The sequence below is a fragment of the Flavobacterium piscisymbiosum genome (assembly GCF_020905295.1).
Taxonomy (GTDB): Bacteria; Bacteroidota; Bacteroidia; order Flavobacteriales; family Flavobacteriaceae; genus Flavobacterium; species Flavobacterium piscisymbiosum.
The window spans coordinates 236,626-252,420 of sequence record NZ_JAJJMM010000001.1 but is presented as its reverse complement, the minus strand read 5'-3'; the positions used below and the strand labels follow the sequence as shown (position 1 = coordinate 252,420).

Below are 15,795 nucleotides of genomic sequence, written 5' to 3'. Positions count from 1 at the left end.
AAAACTATTTACTGTTTTTCTTTATAATTTCTTGAGCTAAATGAATGTAATTAACGGCTCCTTTGCTTGTTGCGTCATAATTAATGATGCTTTCGCCAAAACTTGGAGCTTCACTTAATTTTACATTTCGCTGAATAACGGTATCAAAAACCATATCGTTAAAGTGTTTTTGAACCTCTTCTACAACCTGATTGGATAAACGTAATCTCGAATCGTACATGGTTAGTAACAATCCTTCGATATCAAGATCCGGGTTGTGTATTTTTTGAATACTTTTTATCGTGTTCAGTAATTTTCCTAATCCTTCAAGTGCAAAATATTCGCATTGAATAGGAATAACAACTGAATCCGCTGCTGTTAAAGCATTTAAGGTTAATAAACCTAATGAAGGTGCACAGTCGATAATGATATAATCATATTCGTCTTTTACACTTTCCAGTGCTTTTTTAAGCATGTACTCTCTGTTTTCTTTGTCAACCAATTCAATTTCGATGGCAACAAGGTCAATGTGCGCAGGGATCACATCAACATTTACAGCTGAACATTTTATAATGGTTTCTTTGGGAGTGTTACTGTGTTCAAGTATTTGGTAGGTACCCATCTCAACAGATTCTACATCGATCCCAAGGCCAGATGTGGCATTTGCTTGAGGATCAGCGTCGATCAATAATACTTTCTTTTCTAAAACACCCAATGAGGCTGCAAGATTTACCGATGTAGTAGTCTTTCCAACGCCTCCTTTTTGATTAGCAATCGCAATGATTTTGCCCATTTATTTTCTGAATTTTGAACCGTAAAAATACAATTATTTATGGTTTCTGAAAATCTATTTTGTTAACATTTAAGAAACTTCTGTTAATCGTTGTATGGTGCGTGTTTTGAGGAATTTAATTTCTTATAGAATAAAAAAATAGTAACGAAAATTCGTGCTATTTTATTGTTGTTTTTGGCATAAAAGAACAAAATTGTGTTTTAAATCTTAAAATAAAGTTTAAATGTTAAATTTGACTTTTAGCTTAATTTTTTGTCTTTAAATCTTTTATTAAACTGGCTGTAAAAAATAAAATTGTAATGCCGCCTAAAACAATACAAAGCCACATAAACCAGGATTGTTGCCAAAATGATTTGTTCTGGATTTGTTCTTTTACTGTTTGGCTGTGCTCAATATCATAAAGATGCGTTTGCGGTAAAATGGAAGCAATTTTGCTTTTAAAATTAGCGATATCATATTCAGGCGCAGTGAGATTGTTGTTTCCGGTTTTTAAGATATAAGTTTCGTCTGAGTTTAAGTTAGCAATAATAGAAATCAACTTTTGCTCGAACTTTATTTTTGAAATTGACAAAGGCTGATTGTCGTGGTTTTCAATTTTTATAAAAAACTCTTTTTCGAATATTTCACCAATAGTAAAACTGTTTTTTATATTTGAATTTAACTCGAAAGAAACAATTTCTTCTTCAGATTCTACAGGTTTTCTTTTCTTTTCACGTTTTACTTTCTTGTACAAAATAGCTTTACGATTGTAGTATGTTGGTTTTGAAATTTCAAACGAAATTTGATTGATAACTTGTGGTGCATCAAAAAGGACGTGAATTTGGGTTTCTTTATTAACTGTATTTTCGGTTATACTTGATTTTTTTGGAGTAACTTCCAGTGAAATGCTTTTTTGAATTTGACTGTTAAAATTCCCAGCTTTCAGAATGTTAACAGGAAGTGTTTTTTGATCATCAAAATCTATTTTTAAATAGCGATATGTAGTCAATGGATATGAAATCGTTTTAACGACACTCGTTTCTGAAGTGCTGCTTAATTCATACAGCATTTGAGAATTTGAAATTCCAAACCATTCTTTTTGGTCGTCACTTCCGGATATAGAGTATTTTTTTTCAACATCAGAATTTGCAATAAAAAGCGAAAGCTGATTATGACTTTTATTCGACGGAATTGCAATAATAACCGAAGTGCTCTTTTTGGGCAAAACTGTTTTTGAAACAATAGTATATTCTTCAAAAGTATTTGATGAAACATTTTTAGCTGTTTGAATAAAATATGGGACCTCATTTCCTTTAGAGTCAAATAATCTAATGTCGCTCAAATCCTGTTTCGAAAAAGATCGGACTTCAGGTGATACAATGATTTCATGAAAGCCATTTTGAGTGACTTTTTTTAGTTTCGCAGTAGTTTGATATTGCCCAAACGAAAGGTTTGCGATAAATAGTAAGGCGAGAAATTTATTCAGTTTCATTGGTTTCTTTTGGCTTGTTTTCATCAATAACTAATACTTTTATTTTTTGATATACAAAAGAGATAATCAAAATCAAGATTCCTAAAAGGATAAACGATATGATTTTTCCGGTTTCGGAAATATTACTAATGTCGTATAAAAATAGTTTTAAGATCGTTAATCCCAGCAAAGCTAAAGCGATTATTCGCAGAGATTTTAGTTGCTTTTTTATTCCAATAATTAAAAACACAAAAGCTAAAACTCCCCAAAGAACTGGAAATCCTGTTTTGACGATTTTAGTTCTGGCCAATGCAATATAATCTTCGGCAATAAATTCACGTAAATAAGGTAAGTTAGATTTATAACTCGCATACATAGGACTCGTTTGTATGTCCTGAGCCGTTACCGGAGAATTCATAAAAATAAGACCATGAAGCATCACTTCTGAACTTGCGATATAAATAATAAAAAATGCTGCGATCCACATAAAGTATCGGCTTTTAAGAAAGGTAAAGTCTACTTTTTTATAAATCTGAAACAATTGGTACCCAAAAAATATCGTGATAATCAATGAAATATAATGTAGGCAGAAAGCAATTGCTCTTCCGCTTCCTGAACTAATAATGTCTTTGTGCTCAAAAAAAGGATAGTTAGAGAACCAAAAGGCAAACAATACAATATTCGAAATAGCGAGTAATAAAGCGCCCTGATATCCGGTTTCTGTTTTTCTTTTTATCAGATAAGAAGAAAACAAAGCCGAGAATAACAAGTGATACAAAATAGGGAATGCGATCGAACTGTAAAGGTTATCGATATAATGATTCGATTGATAAATAACTTCGAATAAACCGGTGAAATAACTAATTACAAAAGCTACTTCTAAAACGATTCTTTTATATTTTTCAGGATTAAAGCTGATGCCGAATATCGTTGAATTTTCGGTTTCATTTTTTAATAAATACCAAATGGCAAACAATGAGCCTGCAGCAAAAACACCCGTTATAAATATAGGATTTATGATAATATTTAAAGGTAAAGTGCCATTGTAGTATTTGTTCCAGTCCATGATCAGACTGAAAATCATTAGAATATGAACTATTATAGAGCCAAATCGATAGCTTGTAATTTTAGATTTTTGAGATAACCATAATAATAGAACGGCTTCTGCGGCCCAAAATAAGGTAATATAATTCCCTTCGAACTGAATAGGAATTGCTAATGTTATAAATGTCAGCGTTAGACCAATAAGTAAATAAGCAGCTTTCTGGTCGAGATCGAATTTTTTGTATAAAATCCAGGCATAAATTAAATTCAGCAAGGCAAGAATCGTAGTAAATAAACCTTTTAATTCCGGATGATAATTGGTCAAAATCGCCATTCCTGCAGCATAAAACAAAAAGGTATTGCTGGCCAAAATAGTGAGTTGGGTTTTAGAAAATTCTCCTTTAGATCGAATGTTATTTACAAGGTTCATTAATATAAAAATGAAATAGAAAATAAAACCAAATATTAAACCTCCTAAATAATGGGGTTTATCAGAACTTAAATCTCTGGTTAACCAAGCCGTATATAATAGGACCGTAAAGATGTAGGTAAGTATATTAACCAGATTCCATTTTTTATAATATGCGATAGCTAAAATTCCAATATTTAGAATAATGATATAGCTAAAAAGAACTACATAATTTCCTTCGCCAGTGCTTACCATAAACGGAACCGCAAATCCGCCTATTAGTGAAAGAACAGCTAGTTCGACCCTGTCATAAGATAATGATATTAAAGCGCTAAAAGCTGTAATAATGACCATTATACTAAAGGCGACCGTTTGATTGAATAAATGGTAATCGTGAAAAGCGATTCCTATTGTGAAATAAAAAATTGCAATCGCTCCGGCAACAATGACCGAACTGAAGGCTGCGTAATTTTTGCGCAGTTTATGAGCAATTCCCATAACTAGTGCACCGCATAATACGCCAATTCCAACTCTTGCTGGTTCGTTGATCCAGTCTTTGTCGATGGCATATTTTACAAAATAACTAATTCCTAAAACCAGAATTAAAACTCCAATTTTGTTGATCAGGTTTTCTCCGATGAATTTCTCTAAATCCGGATTTTTCTCCTTGAAGTTTTCCCAAAATGATTTTTGTGGTTCTATAGGTTTTTTGATAGTGTCCTTGCGTGTTGGAGCAGGCTGTAATTCAATAGGGAAAAGAGGTTTGTCTGGTTTTATTTCAGTAGCATCTTCTCTTTTGTTTAGAATGGGAGTTGTTTCTTTTGTAGCTTCTGGTTTAGCAATTTCAAAATTTACTTTGTTCGATTGTTCAGGCTCAATCTTAAATTCTTCTTTTTTTGCAACAGGAATTGGTGCAACAGGAATAATTTCAGCAGGTTTTTCAACTGTTTTTAAAAGATCGATCTTCTTGTTAAGTTTCTGAATGTCGTTTTCGAGGTGATTAAAACGACCTTTGATGGTATTAAAGATATAGATTAAGAAACAAAATAACGCAACTAAAAGAAAACTTTCCATAAAGAACTAAGTATAATGTTATGATTGGTAAATATAATAACATTTTAATACGAAGGGGATTTTTTTAGTTCTTTTCGTGTTAAATGAAGTATTTGTTTTTTTCTATAGAATTCACTTGATCTAAAACTCTCTATTTGTAATTGCAACTCTGTTATTTACTCAGTCTTTTACTTTTAGCATTGCTATTAAAGGAAAATTAAGCCTTTGTATAGTTTTTGATGAGAAAATTGGGAGCAAATACGGACATATAGATTAAAGATTATGACTATTTTTCGAATCCTTAAAAACTATATTAAACCCAAAAAGATTATTTATGATTAAAAAATTAATCTCAGTATTTACTGCATTTACAGTCATGCTGATGCTATGCAGTTTTGTAACACTAAATTCATCCGATAAAAAAAAACAGGAAAATAGGATAGAAGGCAAAATTGTTTACAACAAGAAAAAACACAGTATAATGTTATCATGGCCGGCATTTGGCTCTTCGGGAAATTATGTAATTACAAGGGGAGGAAGTCGTTTGGCATCAGATTTTGTTTCTGTTGGTTCGACTACGAAATTGATATTTACAGATAATAAGCCAAATAAAGATAAATACGAGAACTATTATAAAATTAGCCGTAATGCTCTAACGATAATAATTTCGTTAGAGAACGAAATCTTTGGTAGTAATATGTATTTCTACGATCGAAAATATGAAAAAGCAGAAACTGCGAGAAATGAAATTAATTCGCAGTTTGGTGCTATTGGTCTTGGCGGATCAAATGGCGAATGGACTACAAAACGTCAGGCGTATTATTTTAAAGCAAATATTGAGGGTCAAACTTACGATTCGGGCGGGTCAGGTTCTGCATCTTCTGCAGCAGCAAATTCAATCGAATTAGGATTTTATTCTCATATAGGAGGGTTGGGCAAAGTGCCGTCGGCTGTTAAATTAGGTTCGATATTCACAAGGCCTCATCTTTCTGGTGGAGCAAATGCTACGTGTACATTTTGGCGTTCTGTAGAAAATGTAGCAGTAATGCGGGATTTTGGATGGACCGTTTCTCAGTCCACCAGTGCAAGAAGAATGCTGATTGAAAGTACTTCGAAATATATTTCAGATATTGGAGACACTAACTTTTGGGGAAGCGGTGGTTTTATTGCCGACACACATTATACATCGTCCAGACCAAACTGGGGCGGGCAACAACAATGGTACACCAGAAATGCTGTTTTTCCTTCAGGTTCTGAGGCAATGGGAGGTTCGTACAATATGGTTTGGCAAGGTTGCGTCAATCCTCCAAAAGCAGATGATGCCAATTCGCCAGTTCCTAGTACACCTATTATAAGAGAAAAACCTTTTCTTTTTATCGATAATGATGGCGAGTATAAAGTATTTGTTCCGGCATGGCAAAAGGACAGAGTGGGAGTTTCCTGGTCATCAACAGATATGGGGAAAGGAAAAATTCAGGATTTGCTTACCGACTGGTATGTTGCCAAAGAAGGCGACACTGATGTTGAAATTAATAATGCACTAAAATCAGGTAAAAATATATTTTTTACCCCAGGGCATTACGCATTAAATGCTCCTATTCAAGTCAATAGAAAAGATGCCGTACTTTTAGGCGCTGGTATAGCGTCAGTAACATTAGAGCCTACTGAGAAAAATACGTGGGGATGTATTTATGCTGATGACAAAGACGGGATTATCATTGCAGGTCTTCTTATGGATTCATTTAATAGCACAACGTATCAGGTTAGAATTGGTAATGAAGGAGCAAATACAGACCATTCTGCAGATCCTATTTTACTTTCAGATATCACTTGTAGAGTAGGCGGGGTTCAGTCAAAAAATATTCAGATACATGCTTCTATGGAAATCAACAGCAACAATGTGGTAGGGGATCATTTCTGGTTGTGGCGTGCAGACCATGGTTCGCAAAAAGGCGGAGATTTACGTTGGCTAAGAGACAGATGTAAAAACGGACTTATTGTTACAGGAGATGATGTTATACTTTATGCTTTATTTGTCGAACACTTTCAAGAATATGAAGTATTATGGTTAGGAGAACGCGGCAGAACTTATTTCTTTCAAAACGAACCTCCATACGATGCCCCAAATCAGGCAAGCTGGAGCAGTCAGGGAGGTAAAGTAGATGGTTATGCAGCATTCAAAGTCGCAAATACTGTAAAAGAACATCAAAGTATAGGCATGGGATCTTATGCAGTTTTTACAGGAACGGATGGCAAAGTGAATAAGAAAAATGGTTTTGAAGCTCCAAATAGCCCAAATGTGAAACTAGAAAAGTTGTGTATTACACGTTTTGCGGGGCCGGGTAATATTCAAAATGTGATTAATAGTATTGGCGGTAGTACAGCAACAGGTGTAAAACGTGTCGCATTATATAACAATGGAGAAGGTACTCAGCCGTACGACGAAGAATTTGATTTGCCAAATCGTGAATCCTATCCTGCCTATATTGTTATGGAAAAGTAAAAAAGAAGCGTTACTATTAAACTGGAAAATCTTTCAAATAAAAAAAACTCTGAAGACGAATTGATCTTCGGAGTTTTTTATTATCTAAAATAGTGCATAATATTTCAATATTTAAGAAGCAGGATTTAATTTACCAAAATCTCAATTTTTACATTCATTGCACCACTATTTTTGTTTGAAGCAATATCCATAAAAGCTTTTTTAGAGAGATCAATTTCTCGACCTTTTACAAAAGGTCCTCTATCGGTAACTTCTACGATGGTGGATTTTTTATTTAATACGTTTGTGATTTTTAGTTTTGTACCAAAAGGAAGTTTTTTATGCGCAGCAGTAAGTTTATTGTTGTCGAATCTTTTACCACTTGCTGTTTTTCTTCCGGTAAATTTATCATGATAATAAGAAGCATGCGCTTTTTCTTTATACAGTTTTAAATTCTCAATCTTCGTGTTTTCATCTCTTGATATAGGACTCTCTTGCGCAATAGCTGTCATTGAGATAGCGAAAACAATATATAATAGTATTCTTTTCATTTTCTTGAATTTTTTTGCAAAAAAAGATTAATCTGTATGATTAAGTTTATTGTAAAGGCCATATTTATAATATTAAAAGACATATTTGTATTTTTTTTTAAATGAATAATTGACTTTAATTGGCTCATTTGTTTCTAATTATAATTTGTTGGAAAATATTTTTTTTCTTATTTCTAAAATTGTTTTGGATAAGCAAAAAATAGTTATATATTTGCACCCGCTTACGGGGTGTAGCGTAGCCCGGTTATCGCGCCTGCTTTGGGAGCAGGAGGCCGCAGGTTCGAATCCTGCCACCCCGACAAAAGTCTTTTCATTTTTTGAAAAGACTTTTTTTTTGCATTGAATTGAAATTGCAATCTCATTAGAAAGTAAAAGTTAAAATCATAACGGTTATCGCGTCCCGATTGGAAATCGGGAAGGCCGCAGGTTAGAATCCTGCCACCCCGACAAAAGTCTTTTCATTTTTTGAAAAGACTTTTTTTTTGCATGAAACTGAAATCTTAAAATTAATCTCAAAACTTTTGAAGAGAGAGAAAAAATTTACCACAGAGAACACTAAGTTTTTTAACATTCTTAATCAAGTAAAAATACAAAGGGCACAAAGCTTCGCGGACTTAGATTGTGTAATACCACTTCAATCTCCGTAAACTCTGCGGAAAACCTTTGCGATCTCTGCGGTAAAAAATAATTAGAGAGCAAAAAAAATACCACAGAGAACACTAAATCTTTTAAGCAATGTAAATTCAGTAAAAACACATCCCGAAGCCTCGGGACACAAAGCTTTGCGGACTTAGATTGTGTAACACAATTCCAATCTCCGTAAACTCTGCGGAAAACCTTTGTGATCTCTGCGGTAAAAAATAGTTAGAGAGCAAAAAAATTACCACAGAGAGCACTAAGTTTTTTAACATTCTTAATCAAGTAAAAACACAAAGGACACAAAGTTTTGCGGACTTAGATTGTGTAACACAATTCCAATCTCCTTAAACTCTGCGGAAAACCTTTGCGATCTCTGCGGTAAAAAATAATTAGGACGTAAAAAAATTACCACAGAGAACACTAAGTTTTTTATACATTCTTAATCAAGTAAAAACACAAAGGACACAAAGCTTCGCGGACTTAGATTGTGTAATACAACTTCAATCTCCGTAAACTCTGCGGAAAACCTTTGCGATCTCTGCGGTAAAAAATAGTTAGAGAGAAAAAAAATTACCACAGAGAGCACTAAGTTTTTTAAGATTCTTAATCAAGTAAAAACACAAAGGACACAAAGCTTTGCGGACTTAGATTGTCTAACACAACTCCAATCTTAGCGAACTCTGTGGGAAACCTTTGCGATCTCTGCGGTAAAGAAATAATTACGAAACATAATTTTTTTTCAGTGTTTATCTATAATATTTAGAATTGATATGTCACGAAGAATTTTTATTTCTACCATATTCACTATTCTCTATTTCAGAATAGCAAAAACTGATTAATTGAGTTCTTTATTCCAACAATAAAAACTTACTTTTGCACCATCAATTATTAATAGAATCATATTATGTCAGATACAATCGAAAAAATTAAATGCCTAATCATAGGTTCTGGTCCTGCAGGTTATACTGCTGCTATTTATGCTGCCAGAGCAAATATGAATCCAGTTTTATATCAAGGAATGCAGCCTGGTGGTCAGTTGACTACGACTAACGAAGTAGAAAATTTCCCGGGTTATGTTGATGGTGTTACAGGACCAGAAATGATGGTTCAATTACAAGAGCAAGCAAAACGTTTCGGATCTGATATCCGTGATGGTTGGGCTACAAAAGTTGATTTTTCAGGAGATATTCATAAAGTATGGATTAACGATTCTATCGAATTGCACTGTGAAACAGTTATTATTTCTACTGGAGCATCGGCTAAATATTTAGGATTACCATCAGAACAACATTATTTACAAATGGGTGGTGGAGTTTCTGCTTGTGCCGTTTGTGATGGTTTTTTCTACCGTAATCAGGAAGTTGTAATTGTTGGAGCAGGAGATTCTGCTTGTGAAGAAGCACATTACTTGTCTAAACTTTGTAAAAAAGTAACGATGTTGGTAAGAAGCGAAAAATTCAGAGCTTCTAAAATCATGGAAGAACGCGTTCGCAAAACCGAAAATATAGAAATTTTATTAAACCATGATACTGTTGAAGTATTGGGAGATGGAAATGTTGTACACGGCATTAAAGCGTTGAATAAAACTACCGCTGAAGTTGTTGAAATTTCTGCTACAGGATTTTTCGTTGCTATTGGTCACAAACCAAATACAGATATTTTTAAAGACTACCTTACTCTTGACGAAACAGGTTATATCATCAATACTCCGGGAACATCTAATACCAATATACCAGGTGTTTTTGTAGCAGGTGATGCTGCAGATCACGTATACCGTCAGGCAATTACTGCTGCAGGTACAGGATGTATGGCTGCATTAGATGCTGAGAGATATTTAGCGTCTAAGGAATAAGTTTTCAGTCCCAGTTTCAGTTTTCAGTTTATTGAAATAGGAATAGAGCTATAAAATAAAAAGTCCTATTCGCCGCGGCGAATAGGACTTTTGTTTGTTTTATATTTAAGAAGTTTCAGACTGAAAACTGAAACTGAAAACTGAGACTTTCTACTTTATCTTCTTCAATAATTTAGCTTCTTCAGAAAAACGTGTCAGCGTAATAGCAGGACTTCCTAAAAGAGAAAGTTCCGCTTTATCTCCAAGCGCTATTGAGGCTGTAGTTTCTATTAAAACACTTCCTGTAGCATAATTTTCTGCAGTAATATTGGCATCTTTCAAAGTAAATTTGATTCCTGTAAAGATGGAATTATTATCTAAACGAATCGTAGCTTTTTCGGCAATTCCTTCAATATTGGCAACCGATTTTTGATATAAGTCACATTTGAATTTTATAGCCGATACCAATGTTTTAATCGAGGAATTTTTACTCAATTGTAAATTTGCATCTTCAGACTTTAAGTTCAGTTCGGTTTTTGATTTATCATCAGCAAATAAGGTAAACTTTTTAGAATTTACATTCAGGAATAACTTAGCATAATCAAAAGTATTAAATGTAATATCGTCTAACTGAAGTTCCTGAATAGCATAAACGATAGCATCATTTTTGGCTATTACAGTTTTTAATGAACTTGTATAGGTAACGCGAACAATTAGCTTTTTAAAAATAGTACTTTCTTTAGAAGTGTATAAACGAAGTACTTTTTCTCTTAAATCCATACCGATAATATCGTGTAAATTATCGTCGGCTTCAATTTTTATTTCATTTTTTTCTCCTCTTTCAAGGTAAACTTCTAAATTATCATCGGCTTCAATCCCATCAAATTCTCCTACTTCTTTTACCGAAGTGGTTACGATTTTAGATCCTTTTATTTTTTCTCTTCTTTGACCAAAAGTTAATGTTGTAACCAATAATAATAGGAGTAAGGCTGTATTTTTTTTCATTAATTCTAGATTTGATTTTCACAAATATAAAAAAATCATCCACTTTCGATGAATGATTTTTTTATATTTAACAGATAAATATCTTTTACCCCTGGCTAATGCTTCCTCCTGAGTTAGAAGTTTTCTCGATTGTCTTAGGTGCAATATCGTAATTGATACTTCCTCCGCTGCGTGCTTCGGCTTTTAAACTTACAATAGGATGTACACTTGTATGTGCACCACTAGAAACTTCTGCCTGCACATCATTTACCATTAATTTTTCGGCACTAATAGTGGAGCCACTTGAGGCCGAAGTTCTAATTTTTAAAGCTTTTCCTTCAACTCTTATCGAACTTCCGCTTCCGGTATCGCAAGTAATAGTATCAAATTCTAAATTAATATTTATAGTTGCAGCGCTTGAACTTTCGATGTCAAGATCTTCTCCCTGAAGAACACCTATGTTTGTTACTGTAGCAGCGCTTGAAGCTTCTAGCTTATTAATTTTAGGCATTTTTACCGTTACTTTTTTCTTGGTAACTCTAAACGAATTGTGTTTAGATTTAATGATCAAAGTTCCGTTTTCGACTGTTGTAATAATGTCTTTCTGAATATTATCATCCGCTTCAACAACAATTTCAGTTGCGTCAGATTGTTCTATTACCAGGTCGATAGCATTGCTTACAGCTATTTTTGTAAAATCTCCCTGAACAATTCTTTTTTCAGTAGTAACATTTCCACTTCCTTCAATTGAGTTCACATTAAAGTTGCATGAGGCAAACAATAGTGCTGTGATAGTGGCAACAATGAATTTCGTAATATGAATGATTATTTTTATCATGGCTTAGTTAATTTTGATTATAACTCCGTTTTTGTCAGTGGTTAATCTGCCTTTGGTTTTTTTTCCGTTTAAAATTTCTTTTCCATTAATTTTAACCGAAACCTCATTTACTGTGTCATTCTCAGTCTGAGTTTCTTCATCTGAATCATAATTGTTTTCATTGTCATTTTTATAATCATTTTCGTTAGATGGACAATTCAGACATTTAATTTTTGAACCTTCTACTTTATAGTCGTAATTACCACTAAAGTGTAAGTTGAAAACTTCATTTTCAGAGTCATCATATTCTTGTATAGATGCATCTGGTTTGAACAATTGACCTTCAGGTAAATACAAATATATGTCAACTTCCTGACCTCTGAATTTATTTTTTACATCGGTAAGAAAATAATTATCCAAAACTAAATGATTACCGTTGATCTGAAATTTGTAATTAATTTTTTCTGCTCTTTGTTTTGCTGAGATAAACGAATTACCTCTTGCACTTTTTTCTATCTGAATATAAGGAGCAGCTTCATCCGTACGCAAAACATGTAAACGAACATCATTTGAATACAACAATTGATTGTTAGCAGAATCTTGTACAAATTCAAATTCTCTATGGTGATTTAGATCTTTAGCATAATAATCATTGTATCTAAATTTTACAAACAAAGTATCTTTTGTCGTAATGTTAAGTACTTTTTTCTCAACGGTTTTATTGTCGTATGAAATTTCGGTCGCTTGTTTGATTCCAATACTAATTGCAATTGCAACCGAGATAATCCAAATCGCTAGCAAAGTATATTTTACAATATTCCCGATAGATTTTAAGTTTGGAGATAACAATTTGAAACCTAAAAGTGTCAAAAAGAAAAACGGAATTCCAACTGCAAAGAACATTAATAAACCAAATGACCAGATAGGATAATCAGTAAAGTTTCCTGCTTCAACGAAGTTTTGCCAAGGAAAATCGATAAAGATGTTTGTTCCTAAAGTAAAAACTCCAATCAATAAAGCGATCAAAACACTAATTCCGGACACGATCAGGATTACTCCCAAAAACTTAGCGAAGATTTTAAAAACCGTCATAATAAAGTCTCCAAATGAACTACTTATTCTCTCAGCTCCCGACTTTACCTGGTTTCCCATTGCGTCATAATCTGCATTTTTGAATTTATCAGATAAGTTTTCAATTTCCTCACGAACTTTTTTCTCTATGTTCGAAATCGTAACCGGTTCACCAGTCATTTCCAGTTTTTCAGATGTTGTTACCGCTTCCGGTGTTACGATCCAAAGAACGAAATAAGCTAAAATTCCTGTTCCAAAACCTGCAAAAACAAATATTAAAAAGATAATTTTTATCCACACAGCGTCAATTCCAAAATAGTGTCCTAAACCAGTTGCTACACCACCAATCATACCTTTTTCTTTGTCGCGATATAATTTTTTATGTTTTCTGGTCGTATTATAGTCATTAAAAGACTGATTTGTTTTTTCTTCGTCTTCAAGGATATAATCTTCCGGTTGTCCCATTACAACAATCACTTCATCAACATCTTTCAGTCCTACAACATGCTTGTCGCTTTTTTGTTTCTCCAATAATAATTCAGAAACACGCATTTCGATATCTTTAATAATTTCATCTTGTCCAGATGAGTTGTTCAATGATCGTTTTATAGCGTCAAAATAGCGTGTCAATTTTAAATATGCGTCTTCATCTATATGAAAAACCATACCGCCTAAGTTAATATTTACTGTTTTGTTCATGACTTATTGATTTTGATTGGTGATTAGATTTACGGCGTCAGACAATTCAGTCCATGTTCCGCTAAGTTCGTTTAAAAATGTTTGTCCTATTTCGGTTAATCCATAATATTTTCGAGGTGGTCCTGAAGTAGATTCTTCCCAACGATAATTAAGCAAACCGTCGTTTTTCAGCCTGGTTAGAAGTGGGTAAACTGTTCCCTCAACAACTAGTAATTTTGCGTTTTTTAAAGTGTCTAATATTTCTGATGTGTATGCGTCTTTTTCTTTTAGAACCGATAAGATGCAAAACTCAAGAACACCTTTGCGCATCTGTGCTTTTGTGTTTTCAATGTTCATAATTTCATTTTGTTTTTTTTAGATTGAACAATTCGTTTTTTGATTGATGATGATTGATTGATGATGATTTTGATTGATGATTGAGTTCGAAACGATTCTTGTTGATTGCTTGTAAAGTTTCGACTATAACTTTTAATTCTTTATGTCACACTGGTCGAAGTGCTTCATAAAATAATGATTACTTTATAAAAGGAATCGTAAGCGGATATTTGTATAATTCTCCGTTTGAAGTTTTTATCGAAGCGTAAATCACTAAAAAGAATTCAACAAATTTTAACAATCCAAAAAGTAAAACCGCTGTTGCCCCAATACTTAAAATTCCAATATTTCCGTCGATGTTTAGATTTCTGATGATTAAATCTTCATCGTTAAAAACCGTATTGATTGGTAGGTTTTTTAAAAGCACGAATGCAAAAATCGGAATGGCAATTAAAGCTAAAATCAAAGTATAAAGCAAAAGACTCAATTGAAAATTTAAAGTTTGTTTTCCATTAAAATTTACAAATTCTGATTTGTCTTTGTAACTCGTCCAGATCAAAATTGGGAAAATGTAATTCCCAAACGGAATGATATATTGACTTAATGTACTTAGATGTGTGAACGTTGCGACGTTTCTTTCTGTTGTTGTTTCCATGATGAGTGGCGTTGTTGTTTCCATGATTAAAAGTATATAGTATTTTCTTATGCAAATATATGTCTAAAAGACAGTATCTTGTTTTGCATAGTACCAAATGTTAACAAAATTTTAACAAAATTAAAGTTTTGAAATTGCCGATAATGTATTGAAAATCATTGAAAATACCTGATTTTGCTGACTTTTTAGGAAAGTAATTGCGATTTATTGTGCGTGCATAGTTTTTTTGTATTTTTACATAAAAAAATAAATACCATGGCAATATCAGTTTCTAAACTCAACAAATTTGTATTATTCAAATTACCATCAGCATACTTTTGCGGTGTACGTGTAAAGGCAATCGACGAAGATAGATGCGTGGTAAGCGTAAAACACAGATGGATCAATCAAAATCCTTTTAACTCGATGTATTTTGCAGTTCAGGCAATGGCAGCAGAGTTAACAACCGGAGCATTGGTCATCTCTCAAATTCAGCAAAGCGGAAAAAAAATATCAATGCTCGTAGCCAATAATAAAGGAAACTTTACAAAAAAAGCCACTGGCAGAATCACATTCGTTTGCAATGACGGACATTTAATTGCCGAAGCAATTCAAAGAACAATAGCAACAGGCGAGGGCCAAACCTTCTGGATGAAATCTGTAGGAACAAACGAAGAAGGAGTTCAGGTTTCTGAAATGGATTTTGAATGGAGTGTTAGATTGAAATAAGTTTCTAAAATTTTTTGCCACAGATTAAAGGATTAAAAGGATTTCTAGGCGATGAACTTTGACAAAGTTTGAAACTTTCTCAAAGTTGATGTATAATTTTTTTGTCGCGAAATTAATATACGCATTTTTGTTATCCCGAACGAGGGATCTCCACAAGCAGTTCGACAGTTTAATGAAAAATACTTTGCGTTAGTTTCTGGCGGAGATCCCTCGTTCCTCGGGATGACAAGATTGTGATTACGGGACTTTTAAAAATCTTTTTAATCTGTGAGATCAGTGGCAAAAGAAACATAAAAAGAAAAGGCCTCGAATATA

Annotated in this window: 12 protein-coding genes and 1 tRNA gene; 4 read left to right on the top strand and 9 right to left on the bottom strand. The window is 33.3% G+C overall.

Annotation, left to right across the window (positions count from 1 at the left end; genetic code table 11):
- Positions 1-4 precede the first annotated feature (4 nt).
- From LNP81_RS01240 to LNP81_RS01230, 3 genes are all read right to left on the bottom strand, one after another.
- The gene (locus LNP81_RS01240) at positions 5-772 is read right to left on the bottom strand and encodes a ParA family protein (protein WP_065450999.1); all 768 of its coding nucleotides are present in this window, start codon (positions 770-772) and stop codon (positions 5-7) included.
- Positions 773-1,016: 244 nt separating this feature from the next.
- Positions 1,017-2,243, bottom strand: a complete 1,227-nt coding sequence (locus tag LNP81_RS01235; protein ID WP_230032849.1) for a hypothetical protein — start codon at positions 2,241-2,243, stop codon at positions 1,017-1,019.
- The gene (locus LNP81_RS01230; RefSeq protein WP_230032848.1) at positions 2,230-4,749 is read right to left on the bottom strand and encodes a DUF2339 domain-containing protein; all 2,520 of its coding nucleotides are present in this window, start codon (positions 4,747-4,749) and stop codon (positions 2,230-2,232) included. The genes LNP81_RS01235 and LNP81_RS01230 overlap by 14 nt, the downstream gene beginning before the upstream one ends.
- A gap of 313 nt (positions 4,750-5,062) precedes the next feature.
- Here LNP81_RS01230 and LNP81_RS01225 point away from each other — a divergent pair, with 313 nt between their 5' ends.
- Entirely contained in the window at positions 5,063-7,231 is a 2,169-nt protein-coding gene (locus tag LNP81_RS01225; RefSeq protein ID WP_230032847.1) for a pectate lyase family protein, read from the top strand.
- Positions 7,232-7,356: 125 nt separating this feature from the next.
- On the opposite strand, the gene LNP81_RS01220 is transcribed toward LNP81_RS01225, so the two are convergent.
- Positions 7,357-7,761, bottom strand: coding sequence for a septal ring lytic transglycosylase RlpA family protein (locus tag LNP81_RS01220; RefSeq protein WP_230032845.1), 405 nt, complete (start codon positions 7,759-7,761; stop codon positions 7,357-7,359).
- Positions 7,762-7,985: 224 nt separating this feature from the next.
- Between LNP81_RS01220 and LNP81_RS01215 the strand changes: the two genes are divergently transcribed.
- Together LNP81_RS01215 and trxB are read left to right on the top strand one after the other, a co-directional pair.
- Positions 7,986-8,060: transfer RNA gene (locus LNP81_RS01215), tRNA-Pro, on the top strand.
- A gap of 1,244 nt (positions 8,061-9,304) precedes the next feature.
- Complete coding sequence (trxB, locus tag LNP81_RS01210; RefSeq protein WP_230032844.1) at positions 9,305-10,252, top strand: thioredoxin-disulfide reductase; 948 nt, start codon at positions 9,305-9,307, stop codon at positions 10,250-10,252.
- A 150-nt stretch (positions 10,253-10,402) separates the two neighbouring features.
- Here the strand turns inward: trxB and LNP81_RS01205 are convergent, their stop codons facing one another.
- From LNP81_RS01205 to LNP81_RS01185, 5 genes are all read right to left on the bottom strand, one after another.
- Positions 10,403-11,236, bottom strand: a complete 834-nt coding sequence (locus LNP81_RS01205) for a GIN domain-containing protein (protein ID WP_230032843.1) — start codon at positions 11,234-11,236, stop codon at positions 10,403-10,405.
- Positions 11,237-11,321: 85 nt separating this feature from the next.
- A complete protein-coding gene (locus LNP81_RS01200; protein WP_230032841.1) occupies positions 11,322-12,053 on the bottom strand; it encodes a head GIN domain-containing protein in 732 nt (243 codons plus the stop codon).
- A gap of 3 nt (positions 12,054-12,056) precedes the next feature.
- Positions 12,057-13,802: a PspC domain-containing protein gene (locus LNP81_RS01195; protein WP_230032839.1), complete on the bottom strand. Its 1,746-nt coding sequence runs from the start codon at positions 13,800-13,802 to the stop codon at positions 12,057-12,059.
- Between the two features lie 3 nt (positions 13,803-13,805).
- Positions 13,806-14,138 carry a PadR family transcriptional regulator gene (locus LNP81_RS01190; RefSeq protein WP_008464689.1) on the bottom strand — a complete coding sequence of 111 codons (333 nt, stop codon included), beginning with the start codon at positions 14,136-14,138 and terminating at the stop codon, positions 13,806-13,808.
- Positions 14,139-14,316: 178 nt separating this feature from the next.
- Entirely contained in the window at positions 14,317-14,796 is a 480-nt protein-coding gene (locus tag LNP81_RS01185) for a DUF4870 domain-containing protein (RefSeq protein WP_230032835.1), read from the bottom strand.
- 231 nt (positions 14,797-15,027) lie between these two features.
- Here LNP81_RS01185 and LNP81_RS01180 point away from each other — a divergent pair, with 231 nt between their 5' ends.
- Positions 15,028-15,480, top strand: coding sequence for a DUF4442 domain-containing protein (locus LNP81_RS01180; protein WP_230032833.1), 453 nt, complete (start codon positions 15,028-15,030; stop codon positions 15,478-15,480).
- The last annotated feature ends 315 nt before the right edge of the window (positions 15,481-15,795 follow it).

Bases quoted from the DNA above. Each gene is read 5' to 3' on its own strand.
- LNP81_RS01240 (WP_065450999.1), bottom strand. From the start codon at position 772: ATGGGCAAAATCATTGCGATTGCTAATCAAAAAGGAGGCGTTGGAAAG.
- LNP81_RS01235 (WP_230032849.1), bottom strand. From the start codon at position 2,243: ATGAAACTGAATAAATTTCTCGCCTTACTATTTATCGCAAACCTTTCG.
- LNP81_RS01230 (WP_230032848.1), bottom strand. From the start codon at position 4,749: ATGGAAAGTTTTCTTTTAGTTGCGTTATTTTGTTTCTTAATCTATATC.
- LNP81_RS01225 (WP_230032847.1), top strand. From the start codon at position 5,063: ATGATTAAAAAATTAATCTCAGTATTTACTGCATTTACAGTCATGCTG.
- LNP81_RS01220 (WP_230032845.1), bottom strand. From the start codon at position 7,761: ATGAAAAGAATACTATTATATATTGTTTTCGCTATCTCAATGACAGCT.
- trxB (WP_230032844.1), top strand. From the start codon at position 9,305: ATGTCAGATACAATCGAAAAAATTAAATGCCTAATCATAGGTTCTGGT.
- LNP81_RS01205 (WP_230032843.1), bottom strand. From the start codon at position 11,236: ATGAAAAAAAATACAGCCTTACTCCTATTATTATTGGTTACAACATTA.
- LNP81_RS01200 (WP_230032841.1), bottom strand. From the start codon at position 12,053: ATGATAAAAATAATCATTCATATTACGAAATTCATTGTTGCCACTATC.
- LNP81_RS01195 (WP_230032839.1), bottom strand. From the start codon at position 13,802: ATGAACAAAACAGTAAATATTAACTTAGGCGGTATGGTTTTTCATATA.
- LNP81_RS01190 (WP_008464689.1), bottom strand. From the start codon at position 14,138: ATGAACATTGAAAACACAAAAGCACAGATGCGCAAAGGTGTTCTTGAG.
- LNP81_RS01185 (WP_230032835.1), bottom strand. From the start codon at position 14,796: ATGGAAACAACAACGCCACTCATCATGGAAACAACAACAGAAAGAAAC.
- LNP81_RS01180 (WP_230032833.1), top strand. From the start codon at position 15,028: ATGGCAATATCAGTTTCTAAACTCAACAAATTTGTATTATTCAAATTA.